We start from the raw sequence: 18975 nt of genomic DNA on the forward strand, positions 1-18975 counted from the left end.
CGCAGGTTCCTCCAGGCATAAAAAACCCCGGACATTCCGGGGTTTTTTGTGGGTCAGCTTCTCCGTGGAGAGGCTTAGATCTTGCCAACCAGGTCCAGGGAGGGAGCCAGGGTCTCTTCGCCTTCCTTCCACTTGGCCGGGCACACTTCACCCGGGTGCTTGCGCACGTACTGGGCAGCCTTGATCTTGCGCAGCAGGTCGTCGGCGTCGCGGCCGATGCCTTCGGCAGTGATCTCAACGGCCTGGATGATGCCGTCCGGATCGATCACGAAGGTGGCGCGATCTGCCAGGCCCTGGCCTTCACGCATCACACCGAAGTTGTTGGTGATGGTGCCGGTCTGGTCGCCCACCATGTAGTACTGGATCTTGCCGATGGTCTCGGAAGTATCGTGCCACGCTTTGTGGGTGAAGTGAGTGTCGGTGGACACAGAGAACACTTCCACGCCCAGCTTCTGCAGCTCTTCGTACTTGTCAGCCACGTCGCCCAGCTCGGTGGGGCAGACGAAGGTGAAGTCGGCCGGATAGAAGAAAAAGACAGCCCACTTACCTTTTACGTCGGCTTCGCTGATTTCAACGAACTCGCCGTTCTTGAAAGCAGTGGCGTTAAACGGCTTGATCTCGCTGTTGATAATGCCCATCTAAAGATATCTCCTTTTTAGTGGATTTCTAAGTCGATGAATTTACGGCGCATAAAGTACGGATAATGATGGCGCGGATAAAATTGATAATTCCCAAACCACAGATAGGGAAAGCCTATGGCAACCCCTTCCTCCGATCCGGGGTCGGGAAATTCCTGCCCGCGCCTTATTCATGGGGCCTTAACCGGCAAGTTCAATCTTTCGGAAATCCAGAATATTTTCCTTCGGTGACGCTTTGATGGCAGCCACGGCCTCCCGTTTGCGAGCGAGGATATACACAAAGCAGGCAAAGTAGAGGGCGATGACCAGGGCGCCCACCCACTGGATGCGCAGAAAATCCAGCTGGAACAGCATGGTCAACCCGATCATGGCCACCAGGTTGAAGATCACGTAGTTCACCCGGCCAAGCCGCTGCGCGGTCAGGTTCAGGTTATCGGTGTAAAGTCGGATCAGGGAATCCAGCGAATTGACCACCATCAACACGCCCACCGAGATCATCGCGATGTTGGTAAAGGCGGCAATCTTCAGGCCCTCGGCGTGGTAATAGTAGAGCACGCTGAACCACACCCCGATCGCGATGGACGGAACCACCAGCATGGCAATCAGCAGCTGCCAGGTGCGGATGCCACTGACAAACCGGGCGGTGAACTGGCCAATCATGATGCTCCAGGCAAACCACCAGAACAGGTAGAAGGCGTGGTAGTCATTGATCGGCAGCACGAAATGATGAATGTTGGCAAAGTACTCCCCCAGCATACCCGCGGTGCCGAAGAAATCTGTCGGAGAGCCCTTGCCCAGGACAAACGCCCGGAACCACATGCCCACAATCAGGGCAATGAACAGAATGCTCGAGCCAATGGACAGAATACGCACGTACTTGATCTTCGAGCTCGAGTACACCGCCAGGGCGATGGACAGGAATACGATCACGTAGAACGCCGGCACCACCGATTCACCGTCACCCAGCTGAGGCAGGTACCAGGGCAGGTTCACCAGCAACAGGTAGGCCGTAAAGGCGCAGGTGCCAATGATCACCACGTTGTTCACCAGCTTGACCAGTGGAATCTCGAAGAATTTCACCCGCGGTTCGATGATCGCGAAGTAGAAACAGGTCAGGAAATAGAACCCCCAGATCAGGAAGGCCCAGAAGCCGAATTCGATGGCCAGGGGGTTGGCAAAGCCGTATTCCGGGCTGGCTGAAAGGTCGCCGTAGCCACCAAACTCGGTGAGCGGGAACATGATCAGCCCCACATCGAGCCCGGAAGTGAACAGGATGGCAATAAACGTCAGCGTACGCACCGGCGTTACGCCGATGCACTGCATGTCCCACCATTTGTACAGAATCAGGGCAATGGCGGCGAAGGTAAAAATGAGTCCTGAGGATAACCAGAGTGTCATTGGATGGCCCTCCGGTTATTCCTTGTCAGTGTAGTGCACAGCATGGGTGTTCCTCCTCTACTTGGTTCGAATCGGACACAAACCCAGGACTTGCCTATCCGGCGCCCGAAAACGGCGGGATGCCGTCGCGCTGATAGGGAAATCCTGAGGGCTTGCAAAACCCCGGGCGCCTTGCACGCCCGGGCGGGATGGCCATGCGCTAGGCGAGCGCGCGTTTTGCCTGTCCCGGTCGCTGGCGTGCCTGCCACTGGTCGTCCATTACCACAGGCACCTCCGCAGATTGCAGGGGCTCCCTGCCCCGTATCAGATCGGCTGCCCGCTCGGCCACCATGATGGTGGGCGCGTTCAGGTTGCCGTTGGGTATGGTCGGGAAGATGGACGAATCCACCACCCGCAGATTCTGGATGCCGCGAACCCGCGTTTCCGGGTCTACCACCGCCCGCTCGTCAGTGCCCATCTTGCAGGAGCAGGACGGGTGATAGGCGCTCTCCACCGCCTGGCGGACAAAGGCGTCGATTTCGTCGTCGGTCTGCACATTCGCCCCGGGCTGGATTTCCGCGCCCCGGTAGTCGTCCATGGCCGGCTGGCTGATGATCTCCCGAGTCAGCCGCACGCAATCCCGGAAGCCCTCGCGATCGGCTTCGTGTTCCAGGTAGTTGAAGCGGATGCGCGGTGCCTGCCTGGGATCGGCGGATTGCACATGCACAAAGCCACGGCTTCTCGGCTTGTTGTGGCCGATGTGCAGCTGGAAGCCGTCGCCATTGAAGGCTTCCTTGCCGTCGTAGCGCATGGCCGCGGGCAGGAAATGGTATTGCAAGTCGGGCCACTCCACGCCCGCCTTGGAACGGATGAAGCCGCAGGACTCGAAGTGGTTGGTGGCGCCCAGGCCATCCTTGCGCAGGATCCAGCGCAGGCCGATCTTGAGCTTGTTCCACCAGTCCAGCTTGCCGTTGAGCGACACTGGTTGCTTGCAGCGGAACTGGAAATAGAACTCCAGGTGGTCCTGCAGGTTCTCGCCGACGCCGGGCAGCTCGTGCTGCACCTCAATACCGGCCTGCTCCAGTACCTCGCGCTTGCCGATACCGGACAGCTGCAACAGGTGGGGTGAGCCGATGGAGCCGGCCGACAGTATGACTTCCTCGGCAGCGGTCGCTTCATGGAGCCTGCCGCCCTGCTCGTAACGCACGCCGGTGGCGGTTTTACCCTCCAGCACGACCTTGTGCACCAGAGCGTGGGTGACCACGGTCAGGTTCGGACGGTCCATGGCCGGGCGCAGATAGGCGTTGGCGGTGGACCAACGCCGGCCATTTTTCACCGTCATGTGCATGGCACCGAAGCCTTCCTGCCGGGCGCCGTTGTAGTCGTCGGTTTCCAGGTAACCGGCATCCACGCCCGCCCTGATGAACGCCTTGTAGAGCGGGTTGCGCATGTTGTTGCCGTTGTTGACGCCCAGGGGCCCGCTATCGCCCCGGTAGTCGTCTCCGCCAAAGGCCCATTGCTCGGCTTTTTTGAAATAGGGCAGCACGTTCTGGTAATCCCAGCCGGACGCGCCTTCGCTTTCCCATTCGTCAAAATCCCGGGCGTGACCGCGCACATACACCATGCCGTTGATGGACGAAGAGCCCCCCAGCACCTTGCCCCGGGGGCAGTGCATGCGGCGGTTGTCCAGGTACGGCTCCAGCTCGGTCTCGAACTGCCAGGCGTACTTTTTGGTGTTCATGGGAATGGACAGAGCGGTGGGCATCTGGATGAAGATGCTCTTGTCGCTGCCGCCGGTTTCCAGCAGCAATACCCGCTTGTCGCCATCCTCGGTAAGGCGGTTGGCCAGGACACAGCCGGCCGAGCCCGCGCCCACAATGATGTAGTCGTATCGGTTTTCTGTCATACGCAATCTCCTTTGTGGCCCACGGGTTAAAACGGCGCGTCAATATCGTTCATGCCCACGTACACCGATTTGATCTGGGTGTAGTGCGCCAGGGTCTCGCGCCCGTTTTCCCGGCCAATGCCGGAGAGTTTGTAGCCGCCCACCGGCATTTCCGCCGGCGAGGCGCCGTAGCTGTTGATCCAGCAGATGCCGGCCTGGATCTGGTGAATCACCCGGTGCGCCCGGCGGATGTCGTTGGTGAATACGCCGGCGGCCAGGCCGGTGTCGGTGTTGTTGGCCCGGGCAATCACCTCGTCCTCATCGGCGAAGGTGAGCACGGACATCACCGGCCCGAAGATCTCTTCCCGCACGATGGTCATGTCGTCGGTGCAGTCGGTGAAAATGGTCGGCTCAACAAAATAGCCACCTTTCGAGCCTTCTGGCTCGAACGCCCGGCCGCCGTGGCTCAGGGTGGCGCCTTCGGCCAGGCCTTTGGCGATGTAATCGAGCACCAGGTCCTGATGCTTTTTCGAGATCAGGGCGCCGAAATTGGTGGCGGGAGCCATCGGATCGCCCGGCTTGATGTTGTTGCGAGTGCGCTCCAGCAGGCGCTCGATAAAGCGCGGGTATATGTCTTCATGGACGAACACCCGGGTGCCGTTGGTGCAGATCTCACCCTGGGTGTAGAAGTTGCCCACCATGGCCGCAGAGATAGCATTCTCCAGATCGGCATCGTCAAAGATGATCAGCGGGGACTTGCCGCCCAGCTCCATGGTCACGTCTTTCAGCGACGAAGCTGCCGCCGCCATCACCTTCTTGCCGGTGGCCACCTCACCGGTGAACGACACTTTGGCAATGTCCGGATGGTGGGTCAGCCACTGGCCCACCTCGGCCGCGCCCTGAACCACGTTGAACACGCCAGCCGGCACACCCGCTTCGATAAAGATTTCCGCCACTTTCACCGCGCCCATGGGGGTTTCTTCCGACGGCTTGAAGATCATGGCGTTGCCACAGGCCAGTGCTGGCGCGGATTTCCAGCAGGCGATCTGGATCGGGTAGTTCCAGGCGCCGATGCCGGCGCAGATGCCCAGCGGCTCCCGGCGGGTGTAGTAGAAATCCCCGCCCAGGTCCTGCTGGTTGCCCTCAATGGACGGTGCCAGGCCGGCGAAGAATTCGATGGCGTCGGCGCCGGTAACCACGTCCACCGCTTCCGCCTCCTGCCAGGGCTTGCCGGTGTCGCGCACTTCCACGGCGGCCAGTTCGTCGTTCCGCTCCCTCAACAGTGCCACGGCCTTGAGCAGGATCCGGCTGCGCTCGATGGCGGCCATCCCGGACCATTCGGCAAAACCGGCCCGGGCGCTTTCAATGGCCGCCTGCTGCACGGCCTCATCCGCCACTTCCACCTCGTAGATCACCTGGCCGGTGGCCGGATTCACTACCGGGAAGGTTTCACCGGTGCTGTTGGCCAGGAACCGGCCGTGGACAAAGTTCTGAACAACGGGAACGGATGCAGACATAGTCAGTGCTTACCTCGATTCGGTGTCTTCGGGCCTTGTGGGCCGCTGAATTCGTGTGTGCTCAGGCGGTGACCCGAGCGTGTGTGCCGGCGATGGTCTCGTGGACAAACTGTTTGCACAGCCGTTCGCCGGCTTCGAAGCTTTCCGCCGGGTCCAGGCTCAGGGCGCTGCGCAGCCAGAAGCCGTCAATCATGGCGGCGGTCTGGCGGGCGGCCTCGGTGGCGGCTTCAGGCGCCAGTACCTGGGCGAAGGAATAGCGCAGGTTGCTGTACAGCCGGGCGTTGTTGATCTGCTGCAGTCGCTTGAGCCCGGGCTCATGCATGGAACGGGCCCAGAAACTGAGCCAGGTTTTCGCCGCCAGCGCCGAGCGCTGGAACTCGGAGAAATTCGACTCGATGATGCAGTTCAGCCGCTGCTCGGGCGAGCCGTCGGTTTTCGCCATGCGCTCCCGAAGCTCCTTGCCCAGCTGGTCCAGCAGGTACCGCAACGCCGCCTCGATCAGCCCCTGCTTGCCTCCGAAGTAATGGCTGATGATGCCGGAGGACAGCCCCGCCCGCTTGCTGATGCTCACGATGGTGGTGTTCTGCATGCCCAGCTCGGCGATGGAGGCCATGGTGGCGTCAATCAGTTGCTGTCGGCGGGTGTCTTTCATTCCTACTTTCGGCATGGCGTTGTCGTTTCCTGATTACCGCTTCAAAGGGCGCAATTTACCGCTCACCTTCCGGTCGGACGTTTTTAATTGAACGTTCAATTAATAAAAAGCTTACAGAAGCGGGATAGGAAATTCAAATCTGCTCGGAAAATGAACAGGGACGGGCCCGTCGGGAACGGGCCACAGCGATTCAACCGACGCCGAAGCGGTCAACCGTGACGGCGATAGTCAGGATCGGTCCAGCACCGGGGCAGAGACTCGCCGGAGGGAAAGGCCAGTTCCGATTTGGCAAAGGGCTCAGGGTCCTGGGCCTCCTCACCATAGTGCAGGCTGCCGCGAACTTCGGGCATGTGGGGGTCAAACAACGCCTGGGTGTCCAGCACCTCGATCAGGTGTCCGGTTGCTTTCTCAGCGACAAACATAGGGACCTCCGAAAGCGGGAAAATACTCCCTTAAACGTAGCAGAGGCTCGGACTTACAGACAGGTCGGAGGCAGTCTCACGCCGGGTCGGCAACCGGCGCGGGGTTGAAAAACCGAATTACCTCCTTAACGACTATGGTTATAAGCTCATTTTCCAGAGACAGGAGGGTCCCTATCGTGAGCCTCGAGTACATCCAGAATCTGATCGACACCTGGACCGGTCTTGGCATCTGGCTGGCCCTGGTGGTCGCCAGCGTTGCCTGGGTTCTCTACGATCTTCGAACCCGCAATAGCCACATTGCCTCCATGATGCAATGGGTGTGGGGCCTGACTGTACTCTATTCCGGGCCCATCGGTCTCGCCATCTACCGGTTTTCCGGGCGCAAGCAGATTCCCACCGACAGTCTCGCGCGCAAGGGTTTTCGTTCCGTTGCGCACTGTTATTCGGGCTGCGGTATCGGTGAGATTCTGGGTGTGATCATTTCCGTCGGCCTGTTTGCCATGGGTAACTTTTGGGCCGCGATTATCACCTTCAGTCTGGCCTACATCTTTGGCTTTGCCCTCAACATCGGGCCGATGATGCAGAATGGCATGCCCTTCAAGGAGGCCTTCAAGGGGGCTTTCGTGGCCGAGACCATCAGCATTGTGGTGATGGAGTCTGTGGCGATCACCACCGACCTCTACCTGGGCGGCGAAGCAACTATGGGCGACGCCCTGTTCTGGTCCTCGCTGTATGTATCCCTTTCACTGGGTCTGTTCGCGGCCTGGCCCGCCAACCTGCTGCTGATCAAATACGGCCTCAAGGGTGGCATGGGCGATCCGCGGGATGAAGACGCGGCCGCGCATGCGCACTGCCACTGACGCTGTATCGGCTCATTCTGCGTATCGCCAGCTCTATTTGGGCCAGAGGATGAAAAGGTAGACGCCGTAAAGCCCAAGCAAAAAACCACCTTCCAGCCTGTGCAACCGGCGGCCCGTGTACAGTAGTGGAATGATCAGCACCGTGAATACGAGCATGGTGATGTAATCCACTACGGAGATGCCCGGCGCGGAGATGGGCGACACCAAGGAAGCGATACCCAGGATGCCCAGGATGTTGAAGACGTTTGAGCCGATCACGTTACCTATGGCGATGTCCGGTTGACGTCGGAAAGCCGCCACGAGGGAAGTGGCAAGTTCCGGCATGCTGGTGCCCGCCGCAACAATGGTCAGTCCGATCACCGCTTCGCTGATGCCAAACAGCTGGGCCAGATCCACGGCGTTGGTGACCAGCAGCCGGGAACCCAGCACCAGCAGGGCCAGACCGCCAACAATAAACGCCAGATCCAGGGACCAGTGGCGAACCGCAGGTATCGGAATGTCTTCCACTGGGCCTGCGCCTGCGACCGCGGGCTGTCGACGGGCCATGATCACGTTGATGGCGGTGTAGGCCACAATGCCCGCGAACAGGAGAGTGCCTTCGAGGCGACCCAGGGCATTATCCATCAGCAACAGCACCAGCAACAGCGCCACGCCGAGGGCAATAGGGGCATCCATCCGGATGATCTGGCGGTGCACCGGAATCGGACACACGAGAGCCGTTAAGCCCAGAATCACCGCAATGTTGAAGGAGTTGGAACCGACCACATTGCCCACAGAAATATCACCCTGCCCGGACAGCGCCGCCTCGATACTGACCACCAGCTCCGGAGCACTGGTACCGAAGGCGACAATGGTCAGGCCCACCACGAGAGGGCTCAGCCCCGCCCGAATGGCCAGCGAGGAGCTGCCACGAACCAGCGCCTCGGCCCCGAAAAACAGCAACGTCAGTGCGACCGCAATAAACGCAACGTTGGCAATCATCAAATCATTCCTTGTCCAATGAGTGAATGTCCGCGGGCGGCGCCTGCGGCGCCCTCAGGGAATCAAATCCAGTTGCTTCTGAAGTTCCTCCCGGGTGGGCCGCAGCTGGGCCAAACCGTTCCGGAATCGACGCTGGCCCAGGCCATAAAGAATTGGCGCGGCGATCAGGATGGACGAACTGGTGCCAATCACGATGCCGAACAGCATGGGCAACGCGAAGCTGGCCACCGCATGACCACCAGCCACGGCCATGGGCAAGAGGGCCAGGAAGGTGGTCACCGAGGTGAACGTGGTTCGGGTCAGCGTGGATGAGATGCTTTCGTTCAACACCTGCAGCAAGGGTTTGTCCGGCGTCTGGCGAAGCGTTTCCCGCACCCGGTCGAACACCACCACCTTGTCGTTGATCGAATAGCCAATGAGCGCCAGCAGGGCGGCAACGGCTGTCAGATTGAACTCCACGCCCGTGAGCGCGAAGAAGCCCAGGGTTTTGGTCAGGTCCAGACCAATGGTCAGCGTTGCCGCCAGGGCAAAATGGTACTCGAATCTTACCCATAGATAGCAGAGCATGCCGGCACCTGCCAGCAGGATGGCCAGGATGGTGGCATCACTGAAGTGGCCACTGACCTTGGGACCCACCAGCTCCACCCGTGAAAATTCAGCGTCCGGCGCTACTTCCGCGATGGCGGATTTCAGGGCCTCCACCGGTTGATCCACCGACAGCTGGAGGGCATCGCCCTGGGCCAGGCGCACCAGCACCCGCCCGTCCTCGCCGAAACTCTGAATGGACGCCTGGCCCAGACCCTGCTCGGCCAGGCCCTGGCGCAAATCCGACACGGTTCTGGTCTCGGTGGTGACTTCCGCGGCGACACCGCCGGTGAAGTCGATTCCGTAGCGCAGACCCGGATGGATAAACAGGCCAATCGACGCCAGTGACAGAACGGCTGACAACACCACGCCCAGCACCCGCCCCCGCATCACGTTGACGCCGCGATCACTGAGCCGGTCCAGGAACCCGAGCCCGCCGATGACCAGCGGTTGGTTCCGGTGGCGGCGGACCTGCCACTCCATCAGCAACCGCGTGACCGAGATCGCCGTGAACAGGGAGGTGACCAGGCCAATGCCGATGGTGACCGCAAACCCGCGGACCGGGCCACTGCCAAACAGGAACAGCAGACTCACGGCAATGAGCGTGGTCAGGTTCGAATCCAGGATGGTGCCGTAGGCCCGGCGGAAGCCTTCGGTCAGTGCCAGGAAGGCCGGCCGGCCTTTGCGGGTCTCCTCCCGGATGCGCTCGTTGATCAGGATGTTGGCGTCCACGGCCATGCCGATGCTCAGGATTATGCCGGCGATACCCGGCAGCGTCAGGGTGGCGCCGAGCACGCTGAGAATTGCAAACACCAGCACCACGTTGACTCCCAGGCCCACGCAGGCAATCAGGCCCCAGCGACCGTAGATGCCCACCATGAAGGCAACCACCAGGGCCGCGCCCAGCAGCCCGGTCACCAGTCCGGCGGCGAGGGAATCACTGCCGAGCTCGGGGCCTACCGAACGCTCCTCGATCACATCCAGAGGTGCCGGAAGGGCACCGGCGCGCAGTAAAAGAGCCAGTCTTGCCGCTTCACTCGGGGTAAAGTCACCGCTGATCTCGCCGCTGCCGCCGCCAATCAACCCGCGGATGACCGGCGCGGTGATGACTTTCTCATCGAGGACAATCGCCAGCGCACGACCGATGTTGTCGCGGGTCGCCGCTGCAAAAATATCGGCGCCGACGCCGTCGAGCCGGAAATGGACCACCGGCTGCCCGGTATCCGGGCTGAACGCCATTTCGGCATCAACCACGTGCTTGCCGCCCAGCAGCTCGCGCTTTTCCACCCGGTACGGTTGCGTGCCTTGCTCTGAGGCTACACGCAGGGTCTGGCTGCCCTCCGGCGTGCGGTGGTCAGCGATCCAGTGGAAGGTCAGTTTGGCGGTGGTGCCCAAAAGCGACCGGATCTCGCTCGGGTCGGCCAGACCCGGCATCTGCACCAGAATGCCGTCGCTGCCCTGACGGGTGACGCTGGGCTCCACCAGGCCGGTCTCATTCAGCCGCAGGCGCACGATCTCCAGGCTCTGCTCGATGGCGCCATCAATCAGTTGATCACGATGGGGGGCGGTGAACTGAACCGTGAGGTTCTTTGCCGAGGTTTCAGTATCCAGGCTCGGGAGCCCATCCCGCACCGGTTGGTCCAGAGTCTGGACAACCTGGCGGATTTCGGCGAGGCGATCGGGGTTGGTCGGCTCAATCGTCAGCCCCTGCGGACTGATCACAACCTCCGGCGGTGCAATGCCAGAACGTCGAAGTTCCCGGCGCAGCTCGTCGGCCAGGGTGGTGTATTCGTCCTCGATCAATACCTCGCTGTCCAGCGAAAACAGCAAGTGCGAGCCACCCTGCAAGTCCAGGCCCAGGGCGAGCGAATTATTGGTGTACCAGTTCGGCAGTTTCTGGGCGGTCGATTGAGGTAGAAAACTGGGCAGAGCGCTCAACAGGCCCAGCAGGATAATCAGACCGTAGACCACAACGCGCGTGCGGAGCGGTTTCATGGGGAACCCTCGATAACATCAATGAAGAAATTGTGAACAACGTCAAAACAGAGGGTTAACGCACAGGAGGAGCGCGGAAGGGCGGTCGTAGATAGCGCTCGGCGGACCAAAGCGTGAGCGCCAGCAGCTCGGGGTGTAGGCAGGCGTCGGACAGTTCCGCAAACAGGAACGAATCGGGCGGGGCTCCCGGTACCACGTCATCAGCGTCAGTAAGGAGGCTTCCTGAGAGTTTTCGGGTATTGGGGCATACGATATCCGATGCCACCGGCCACGGCTCAACCGTCGGGCCGGTATAGGATTCCACGCCATCGGCCTGAGCCTGGATACCCGGGCCGGCAAGCAGAACACTCAGAAGAAAAAGTACCAGCAGCCTGAATTTCTGGCCTTGTCTGGAGACTGGGGGGAAGCGCAAACTGTGTGTCATTGGACGCACTCGGGTGAGCAGACCCCAGTCTCCGAACAAGACGTAAAGCCGTCAAGCAGCCAGAAGTACCTATACGTTGCGGGCGACCCGCTTGGTCTCGCTACTGGAGCCAGTCACTCGATAAGCCGGGCCTGATTCGAAATGGGGCCGAATACCGCCACACGCAGGCCTTCAAGTTGCGCCAGAGCCTTGTCCAGGCTCAGTTTTCCGGACATGAAGTCGACGAAGACCTCCATGGCCGGATTGGACAGTGCGCGCGGGGTGTTGCGATCAAAAAACTGCGAATAGCCATCAGCGCCCGCCAGCACCTCACCGCCCTGCTCGTCGATTGAATCCCCATAGCCGGTGACGTTGATGTTGGGTGCCGTCGTACCAAGGCGATGATTGAACCAGGCCTGGGTCTCCGGCTCGCCCATGTAGGCCAGTAAGGTTTTCGCGCCCTCCGGGTTATCGGCACCCGCAGGTATGAAGAAAATATCGGTGGGCGCGTTCTCATAAACGCCGCGGGTGCTCTGGAGCAGGGGAAATCGCACCACACCGATATTGTCGAGCACCGAATCCGGAAACTGGGGTTTCACAAAACCACCCATCAGCATCATGCCGGCGTGGCCCCGGTACAGGAACGGCAGGGCGTTGCGCCATGACATTCCGGCATGGCCCTGCAGAAAAAAATCGCCCTTCACCAGCTGCTGCCAGTGTTCGAACACGGCCCGAACCCGGTCGTCGTCAAAGGGCACTTCGCCGCGCATCAGGCGCTCATGGAAGGCCAGACCATTGAGCCGCAGATTCAGGTAGTCAAACCAGGCGGCGGCCGTCCAGCCGGCTTTGGTACCGACCGCCACCGGCGTAATACCCTCGGCTTTCAGGCGCTCGCCCGCTTCCAGCAGCGCGTCCCAGGTCTCTGGGGGGTTCAGGCCAAGGCGCTGGAACAGGGCCTTGTTGTAGTAAAGCCCCCAGTGATAGTAGGCAATAGGTACGCCCATGGGTTGTCCGGCAAAGCTGACTACCCTGCGAATACTCTCCGGGAACACCGTATCCCAGTTCTGTGCTTGCCACAGGTCATCGACGGGCCGGATCAGCCCCTTGCGGTAGAAATCGTCCATCAGGTGCCCGGCAAACCAGAACATCACATCCGGGGCCTGACTGTCGCCGGTGAGCCAGCTTTCGATGTTGGCCTTGTAGTTCTCCTGTTCGTATTCACGGTGACGCACGTCCAGGTGAGGATGTTGCGCCTCGAATGACCGAAGCAGCTCCATGTACACCTGCCGCTGCTCACCACCGGACACCATCAGCACAACATCGAGTGGTTCACGTCCGGATTTGGCAATGGCCAGCGCAGGTATTGTCATGATGGTTATCAACAGGGCCGCGGTACATCGAAATACAGGCATCCGCCGGGCTCCTCCTACAGCGGGTCAGCAGATTCATAAGTGTAGCGTGGTGAACCGGAGGTGACGAACCCGACGGACTTTATCGATAACGTTCGATCAGCTGGTTCCGTTGCGACATGAATTCCGGGTCCTGCATCACCTCATCCACCTGATTGACCACCTGCGCAGCGGAGCGAACGTTCCGGGACACGCCGATATGAAACGGGATCAGGGCATTGGGAATAAAATCCACCTTGCGGACTCTCAGGCGGTCCGCGTAGCCAAGTTTCCGAGCGATGAATCGTGCGTCTTCGGCGGGCTGCACAAAAAAATCACCGGCTTTCCGCAACATGAGAAGATGCATCATGGTTTCAACGTCCCGGCCCGGCACCCGCTCCAGATAGGCTGGAAGATTCTCTTCTTCCCATTTCGACCCCTTTTCAACAATTATCTTGAGGTCGGCGAGGTCGGCAAAACTTGTTGCCGATTCAATCCGTTCGGAATTGGGATTGTCGACCGAGTACACCAGATGGCCGAAGTCCTGTGTGTGGAGGGGTTGTTCCGCAAAGATGGCGTAATCCTGTCTTTCCATGGATGGATAGGTGAGAAAACCATCGGCAAGGCCCCGACTGACGTTATGCTGGGCCCTGGACCAGGGCATCACCGCACTGTCCACGGTGTAGCCTTGCGTAAAACTGAACACCAACTGCACCAGCTCGGGGAAAAGCCCCGCTGCCCGGTCGTCCAGTGAGTAACTGTAGGGTGGTGCATTTTCGGCAAACGCAAACTTGAGCCTGTCGTCGCCCGCCGAAACGCCCGGCGAAGCAACGAGCACAACCAGGAACGCAAGACGCAGGGTTGCGGCAAGTGCACTTGAGAGTCGTTTGTTCACCTGGTTTCCCTCTGGAGAGCTGTCGGCCTGTCGCGCGCATGATGGCCCGCTGAACGCACAATATCGAAAAGCCGAGCAATCCTAAAGCCACTTCTACCAAATCCATACGCCCTCTGACCCCTGATGGTTCATGCCGGCAGAGGGCGCAGGACGCCAGCCGTTATCGATAATCTACCATTCCAGCTGCGCACCGGTTTGGTACTCGATCACCCGGGTTTCAAAGAAATTCTTCTCCTTGCGCATGGTGGCCTGCTCGTCCAGCCAGGGCGAGACGTTCTTCGCCCCCGGAAAGGGCTCTTCCAGGCCCACGGTGCGCGCCCTGCGATTGGCCACAAAGCGGAACTGCTCGCTGTGGTACTCCGCGGAGTAACCCAGGATGGGGTCGCGCAGGATGTAATTGGCGTAGGCGGTTTCGGCGGCTTCGGATTCTTCCCACATCTGGCGCACGGCTTTTGGGTCGAAGGTAATGTTCTCTTCCTCGACGATCTGGTTCACCACTTTCAGGCCGAAAGAGAAGTGCATGGCTTCGTCCCGCAGGATGTACTGCAGCTGTTCACCGGTGCCACGCATCAGGCCCCGGCGCTGCAGGGCGAAGATGGGGCTGAAGCCGTTGTAGAACCAGGTGCCCTCGAACACGGCAGCAAAAAACAGATAGGACATGATGAATTCCTGCAGGTCATCGCGGTTGCGCAGGTTCATGTCCGGGCGCATGGCGGCATCCAGGCGTCGGTTGGCGATCTGGATCTTGCCGTTGATGGCGGGCACCACGCGGTAGCGGTTGTAGATTTCGCTCTGGTCCAGGTTGAGGGTTTCGATGCAGTGCTGGTAGGCCCAGGTGTGCATGGCTTCCTCGTACACCTGGCGGGCCTGGTAGATCTGAAGTTCCGGGGCACTCATTTTCTCCATCACCGCCAGGCCGATGTTGCGCATGGCCAGGATGTCGGAGGTGGTGAGGTAGGCCAGCACGTTCTCGTAGACGTGTTTTTCCGGCGCGGTCAGGCGGTGGTGGTAGTCCGAGACGTCCTGGGCCATGTTCACGTCCAGGGGGGTCCAGTGGTTCTTGTTGGCGTTCATGAAGTACTCCCAGGCCCAGGGGTACTTGAACGGTGCCAGCTGGTTGATGTCAGTCTCGCCGTTGATGACGCGCTTGTCGTCGACGTTCACCGGGGCCGGGCCCTGGTGGCTGGCGGTATTGGCTTCGGTTTTTGGTTCGTCGTCCCAATCGAGCATGTTTTTTTAACCTCCGAGTTCTTTGTCTCCCAGCCTACTCGGCTTGGGGGCGGAACCTGTCTGGTACACCCTCCCGAAAAACGCCCGTGAATACGTCCCTGTAGGGCTTGGCTGTGGCCATCCATGGCCACAGACATTTTCGGGAGGGTGTACCAGCCAGGTTCTCAGGCTTGGCAGTTGTAGTCGTATGTGCCCGTTGTAGGTCGGATTAACGCCCTACTGACAGGCCTCGCAGTCCGGGTTGTCGATGCTGCATACCTGCGGCTGCGGTGCCGCCACCGGGGTGGTTTTCTCTGCGCCGGTGGCGCCCAGGGAGCGCAGGTAGTAGGTGGTTTTCAGGCCACGTTCCCAGGCCAGCTGGTACAGGGCGTCGAGTTTTTTACCGCTGGGTTCGGCCATGTAGAGGTTGAGGCTCTGGGCCTGGTCGAGCCATTTCTGACGGCGGGCGGCGGCTTCTACCAGCCAACGGGCGTCGATCTCGAAGGCGGTGGCGTATCTCGCCTTGAGTTCGGCCGGGATGCGGTCGATTTGCTGCACGCTGCCGTCGAAGTATTTGAGGTCGTTGACCATCACGTTGTCCCACAGGCCCTCGGCCTTGAGGTCCCGGACCAGGGACGGGTTGACCACGGTGAACTCGCCGGAGAGGTTCGATTTGACGAACAGGTTCTGGTACGCCGGTTCAATAGACTGGGACACGCCCACGATGTTGGAGATGGTGGCCGTGGGCGCGATGGCCATGACGTTGCTGTTGCGCATGCCGTTTTTGGCGATCAGTTCGCGTACGGGAGTCCAGTCCAGGCGGGCATTGGTGTTCACCGAGAGGTCGCCGTCGCGGCGCGCTTCTTTCAGCAGGCTGATGGAGTCGATGGGCAGGATACCCTGCTGCCAGAGCGAGCCTTCGTAGCTTTCGTAGGCGCCGCGCTCTCCGGCCAGGGTGGCGGAGGCGCGCAGGGCGAAGTAACTGAGCTGCTCCATGGCCACATCGGCGAACTCCACCGCTTCCGGGCTGGAGTACGGCAGGCCCAGTTGGTAGAGGGCGTCCTGGAAGCCCATCAGGCCGAGGCCGACCGGACGGTGTTTATGGTTAGAATTGCGGGCCTGGGGCACGGCGTAGTAGTTGATGTCGATGACGTTATCGAGCATGCGTACGGCAGTGTTCACGGTGCGCTCCAGGCGCTGTACGTCCAGCTCGCCGTCCTTGATATGAGCGGCCAGGTTTACCGAACCCAGGTTGCACACGGCAATTTCGTCGGCGCTGGTGTTGAGGGTGATCTCGGTGCACAGGTTGGAGCTGTGTACCACACCCCGGTGCTGCTGCGGCGAGCGCAGGTTGCAGGGGTCCTTGAAGGTGACCCAGGGGTGGCCGGTTTCAAACAGCACGGTGAGCATCTTGCGCCAGAGCTGTTTGGCTGAGACTTTCCGGAACAGTCTGATCTGGCCCTGTTTGGCCAGCGCTTCGTAGTGCTCGTAGCGCTCGCGGAACGCATTGCCGTAGAGGTCGTGCAGGTCGGGCACGTCGCTCGGGGAGAACAGGGTCCAGTCCCGGTCTTCGCGCATGCGTTCGATCAGCAGGTCCGGCACCCAGTTGGCGGTGTTCATGTCGTGGGTTCGGCGGCGCTCGTCGCCGGTGTTCTTGCGCAGCTCCAGGAATTCCTCGATGTCGAGGTGCCAGCTTTCCAGGTAAGCACACACGGCGCCCTTGCGCTTGCCACCCTGGTTCACCGCCACGGCGGTGTCGTTGACCACTTTCAAAAACGGCACCACGCCCTGGCTCTGGCCGTTGGTGCCCTTGATGTGAGATCCGAGCGCCCGAACCGGCGTCCAGTCGTTGCCCAGGCCGCCGGCCCATTTGCTCAGCAGGGCGTTGTCCTTGATGGCGCCGTAGATGCCTTCCAGGTCGTCCTGCACGGTGGTCAGGTAGCAGGAGGAAAGCTGGGAATGGCGGGTGCCGCTGTTGAACAGGGTGGGCGTGCTGGCCATGTAGTCGAAAGAGGACAGCAGGTTGTAGAACTCGATGGCCCGCTCGTTCGGGTCGTCCTCGCGCAGGGCCAGGCCCATGGCCACGCGCATGAAAAACACCTGGGGCAGTTCCAGACGGGCCTTGTTCCAGTGCAGGAAGTAGCGGTCGTACAGGGTCTGCAGGCCGAGGAAGCCGAATTGCAGGTCGCGCTCGGGCTTGAGCGCCTCACCGAGGCGCTCGAGATCAAAGCCGACCAGGGCTTCGTCCAGCAGTTCGTGGCGAATGCCGGCGTGTATAAAGGCGATCAGCGCCTGGGGATACACCTCCGCCAGGGACTGGTTACGCGGCAGTTCCAGGGCTTCGCCGGTTTCCAGGCGCAGCTGCTCCAGCAGCAGGCGGGCGGTCACGGCGCTGTAGTCCGGCTCCCGCTCGATGCGGCCCCGGGCGGTCATGATCAGGGCCGAGAGCACTTCGGTTTCTTCAATGCCGTCGTAGAGATTGCGCAGTGCGTCGTCCACCAGAGATCCACCGTCGATGCCGTCCAGCCCGGCGGCGGCCTGCTCCACCTGCAGTTTCATCAGACCCAGGTCCAGGGGCGCGATGGTGCCGTCGGCCTTTCTCACGGTCAGGTGCGGGTGGGCTTCCACCGGCTCATCGATGGCCCGCTGGCGCGCGTGTTCTTCCCGGTACAGCACGTAGGCGCGAGCGACTTTTTGTTCCTCGGCCCGCATCAGGGCCAGTTCCACCTGATCCTGGATGTCTTCGATGTGGACCTTGCCGCCGGCCTTCAGGCGCCGGCTGATGGCCTGCACCACCTGGTCGGTGACCAGTTTGACGGCGTGGTTGATGCGGGCGGAACCGGCGGCCTGGTCGCCTTCCACGGCCAGGAAGGCCTTGGTGACGGCCACGCTGATTTTGGAGGCATCAAAGCCCACCAGGGTGCCGTTGCGTTTTATCACCTGCAGGGCCTGGGTGGAGGCCTCGGAATCGGTGTTCGGTTTGGACTGGGGTTCGGACTGGGATTCGGCCAGAGCGGAGGCGGACATGGTTGTTCTCCTGAATACGCGTTGAGTTCCTTTCACCTTCGCGTACGCAGGGGCGCACCTCGCCATGGGCATGGCTGGGCAACACCGGTCTGCTCACCTTGAAACGCGAAGGTGCAGTCATCTCCCTGGCAGGTCTTCGGACTCAGGGGCGTGAATCGTTGGATTCGGCCTCGCTCGGCGACTTCCCGGTTTCAACCAGTGTCGTAATGCCGTGCTTGTTCCCCAATACCGCTGCGCGTCAGTTCCGGAGTCTCACCGGATTCCCGATACCGGATGCGTTGATTACGAAGTAATCACTACATCTGGTATTTGACCAAGGATAAGAACACTATATACAGGTCACTCTTCAACAACAAGGCACTTTTCTGTAAAACCCCTGTCTGCACCGGTAACCTTCAGACTCGAGAGAACACCATGGCCCGAAACCTCTACCCGGTATGGGCGGCGCTGCTGCTCGTCGGCCTCTTCAGCTCCAGCCTCGCCCATGCTCAGAGCACTACTTTGAAGCCCTTCTCGGCCATGAGCTCGATTACCGACGGCTGGGAGCCCCTGAATTTCCCCAATATCGAGCAGCACACCCGTTATGAGCTGGTCACCGAAGACGGCCAGCAAGTGGTCAAGGCCACCACCGACGGCGGCGCTTCCGGCCTGATTGCGCGGGTAAGCGTTAAGCCCGGCGATTCGCTGATTCTGAAATGGCGCTGGAAGGTTTCGAACGTGTTCGACAAGGGCAACGCCCGCAGCAAATCCGGGGACGATTACCCGGCCAGGATTTACGTGGCATTCAAGTTCCAGCCGGAGAAGGCCGGCTTTTTCGAGCGGGCAAAGCGCAAGACCGTGGAAGTGCTGTTCGGCGAGTCCCTGCCCGGCAATGCCCTGAACTACATCTGGGCTAACAGCCTGCCGGAGGGCACCGTCATCGCCAACGCCTACACCGACAAGACCATGATGGTGGCGGTCAATTCCGGCAGGGAGCAGATTGGTGACTGGGTAACGGTTCAAAGGGACATTGTGGCTGACTATCGGCAGGCGTTTGGCGAAGCGCCGCCGCCCATTGTTGGCGTGGCCATCATGTCGGACTCAGACAACACGAGTGAGCAGGCCACCGCCTGGTATGGCGATTTACAGCTGGAACCCTGAT

Annotated in this window: 15 protein-coding genes and 1 riboswitch; of the genes, 2 read left to right on the forward strand and 13 right to left on the reverse strand. The window is 60.6% G+C overall.

The window, feature by feature from the left end; all coding sequences use genetic code 11:
• Positions 1 to 74: 74 nt before the first annotated feature.
• The 6 genes from ahpC to BM344_RS10080 all read right to left on the reverse strand — a co-directional run bounded on the left by ahpC (position 75) and on the right by BM344_RS10080 (position 6491).
• Complete coding sequence (gene ahpC / locus BM344_RS10055) at positions 75 to 638, reverse strand: alkyl hydroperoxide reductase subunit C (protein WP_091989094.1); 564 nt, start codon at positions 636 to 638, stop codon at positions 75 to 77.
• A gap of 180 nt (positions 639 to 818) precedes the next feature.
• Entirely contained in the window at positions 819 to 2036 is a 1218-nt protein-coding gene (locus tag BM344_RS10060; protein ID WP_091989097.1) for a BCCT family transporter, read from the reverse strand.
• 199 nt (positions 2037 to 2235) lie between these two features.
• Positions 2236 to 3921, reverse strand: a complete 1686-nt coding sequence (betA, locus tag BM344_RS10065) for a choline dehydrogenase (protein WP_091989100.1) — start codon at positions 3919 to 3921, stop codon at positions 2236 to 2238.
• 26 nt (positions 3922 to 3947) lie between these two features.
• Positions 3948 to 5417 (reverse strand): betaine-aldehyde dehydrogenase, encoded by a 1470-nt coding sequence (betB, locus tag BM344_RS10070; RefSeq protein WP_091989103.1) that lies wholly within the window; start codon positions 5415 to 5417, stop codon positions 3948 to 3950.
• 61 nt (positions 5418 to 5478) lie between these two features.
• On the reverse strand, positions 5479 to 6084 hold the full coding sequence (betI, locus tag BM344_RS10075; protein ID WP_091989106.1) for a transcriptional regulator BetI: 606 nt from the start codon (positions 6082 to 6084) through the stop codon (positions 5479 to 5481).
• A 194-nt stretch (positions 6085 to 6278) separates the two neighbouring features.
• Complete coding sequence (locus tag BM344_RS10080; protein ID WP_091989109.1) at positions 6279 to 6491, reverse strand: acetyltransferase; 213 nt, start codon at positions 6489 to 6491, stop codon at positions 6279 to 6281.
• A 176-nt stretch (positions 6492 to 6667) separates the two neighbouring features.
• On the opposite strand from BM344_RS10080, the gene BM344_RS10085 reads away from it, so the two are divergent.
• Positions 6668 to 7351 (forward strand): DUF4396 domain-containing protein, encoded by a 684-nt coding sequence (locus tag BM344_RS10085; protein WP_091989112.1) that lies wholly within the window; start codon positions 6668 to 6670, stop codon positions 7349 to 7351.
• A 33-nt stretch (positions 7352 to 7384) separates the two neighbouring features.
• Here BM344_RS10085 and BM344_RS10090 read toward each other — a convergent pair whose 3' ends face one another.
• The 7 genes from BM344_RS10090 to BM344_RS10120 form a co-directional block, all read right to left on the reverse strand.
• Entirely contained in the window at positions 7385 to 8332 is a 948-nt protein-coding gene (locus BM344_RS10090; RefSeq protein ID WP_091989115.1) for a calcium/sodium antiporter, read from the reverse strand.
• Positions 8333 to 8386: 54 nt separating this feature from the next.
• Positions 8387 to 10912 carry a protein translocase subunit SecD gene (secD, locus tag BM344_RS10095; RefSeq protein ID WP_091989118.1) on the reverse strand — a complete coding sequence of 842 codons (2526 nt, stop codon included), beginning with the start codon at positions 10910 to 10912 and terminating at the stop codon, positions 8387 to 8389.
• 55 nt (positions 10913 to 10967) lie between these two features.
• A complete protein-coding gene (locus tag BM344_RS10100) occupies positions 10968 to 11336 on the reverse strand; it encodes a hypothetical protein (RefSeq protein WP_091989121.1) in 369 nt (122 codons plus the stop codon).
• Between the two features lie 113 nt (positions 11337 to 11449).
• Complete coding sequence (locus BM344_RS10105; protein ID WP_091989124.1) at positions 11450 to 12727, reverse strand: ABC transporter substrate-binding protein; 1278 nt, start codon at positions 12725 to 12727, stop codon at positions 11450 to 11452.
• Between the two features lie 79 nt (positions 12728 to 12806).
• Positions 12807 to 13598, reverse strand: a complete 792-nt coding sequence (locus BM344_RS10110; protein ID WP_091989128.1) for a substrate-binding periplasmic protein — start codon at positions 13596 to 13598, stop codon at positions 12807 to 12809.
• A gap of 171 nt (positions 13599 to 13769) precedes the next feature.
• A complete protein-coding gene (locus BM344_RS10115; RefSeq protein WP_091989131.1) occupies positions 13770 to 14828 on the reverse strand; it encodes a ribonucleotide-diphosphate reductase subunit beta in 1059 nt (352 codons plus the stop codon).
• A 216-nt stretch (positions 14829 to 15044) separates the two neighbouring features.
• Positions 15045 to 17834 (reverse strand): ribonucleoside-diphosphate reductase subunit alpha, encoded by a 2790-nt coding sequence (locus BM344_RS10120; protein WP_091989134.1) that lies wholly within the window; start codon positions 17832 to 17834, stop codon positions 15045 to 15047.
• 110 nt (positions 17835 to 17944) lie between these two features.
• Positions 17945 to 18167, reverse strand: a riboswitch (cobalamin riboswitch).
• Between the two features lie 81 nt (positions 18168 to 18248).
• Between BM344_RS10120 and BM344_RS10125 the strand changes: the two genes are divergently transcribed.
• Positions 18249 to 18974: a DUF3047 domain-containing protein gene (locus BM344_RS10125; RefSeq protein ID WP_091989137.1), complete on the forward strand. Its 726-nt coding sequence runs from the start codon at positions 18249 to 18251 to the stop codon at positions 18972 to 18974.
• Position 18975 lies beyond the last annotated feature (1 nt).

This window comes from Marinobacter gudaonensis, from assembly GCF_900115175.1.
GTDB classification, from domain to species: Bacteria; Pseudomonadota; Gammaproteobacteria; order Pseudomonadales; family Oleiphilaceae; genus Marinobacter; species Marinobacter gudaonensis.

Bases quoted from the DNA above. Each gene is read 5' to 3' on its own strand.
- BM344_RS10100 (WP_091989121.1), bottom strand. From the start codon at position 11,336: ATGACACACAGTTTGCGCTTCCCCCCAGTCTCCAGACAAGGCCAGAAA.
- BM344_RS10120 (WP_091989134.1), bottom strand. From the start codon at position 17,834: ATGTCCGCCTCCGCTCTGGCCGAATCCCAGTCCGAACCCCAGTCCAAA.
- ahpC (WP_091989094.1), bottom strand. From the start codon at position 638: ATGGGCATTATCAACAGCGAGATCAAGCCGTTTAACGCCACTGCTTTC.
- secD (WP_091989118.1), bottom strand. From the start codon at position 10,912: ATGAAACCGCTCCGCACGCGCGTTGTGGTCTACGGTCTGATTATCCTG.
- BM344_RS10080 (WP_091989109.1), bottom strand. From the start codon at position 6,491: ATGTTTGTCGCTGAGAAAGCAACCGGACACCTGATCGAGGTGCTGGAC.
- betI (WP_091989106.1), bottom strand. From the start codon at position 6,084: ATGCCGAAAGTAGGAATGAAAGACACCCGCCGACAGCAACTGATTGAC.
- BM344_RS10125 (WP_091989137.1), top strand. From the start codon at position 18,249: ATGGCCCGAAACCTCTACCCGGTATGGGCGGCGCTGCTGCTCGTCGGC.
- BM344_RS10060 (WP_091989097.1), bottom strand. From the start codon at position 2,036: ATGACACTCTGGTTATCCTCAGGACTCATTTTTACCTTCGCCGCCATT.
- betB (WP_091989103.1), bottom strand. From the start codon at position 5,417: ATGTCTGCATCCGTTCCCGTTGTTCAGAACTTTGTCCACGGCCGGTTC.
- BM344_RS10105 (WP_091989124.1), bottom strand. From the start codon at position 12,727: ATGCCTGTATTTCGATGTACCGCGGCCCTGTTGATAACCATCATGACA.
- BM344_RS10115 (WP_091989131.1), bottom strand. From the start codon at position 14,828: ATGCTCGATTGGGACGACGAACCAAAAACCGAAGCCAATACCGCCAGC.
- betA (WP_091989100.1), bottom strand. From the start codon at position 3,921: ATGACAGAAAACCGATACGACTACATCATTGTGGGCGCGGGCTCGGCC.
- BM344_RS10090 (WP_091989115.1), bottom strand. From the start codon at position 8,332: ATGATTGCCAACGTTGCGTTTATTGCGGTCGCACTGACGTTGCTGTTT.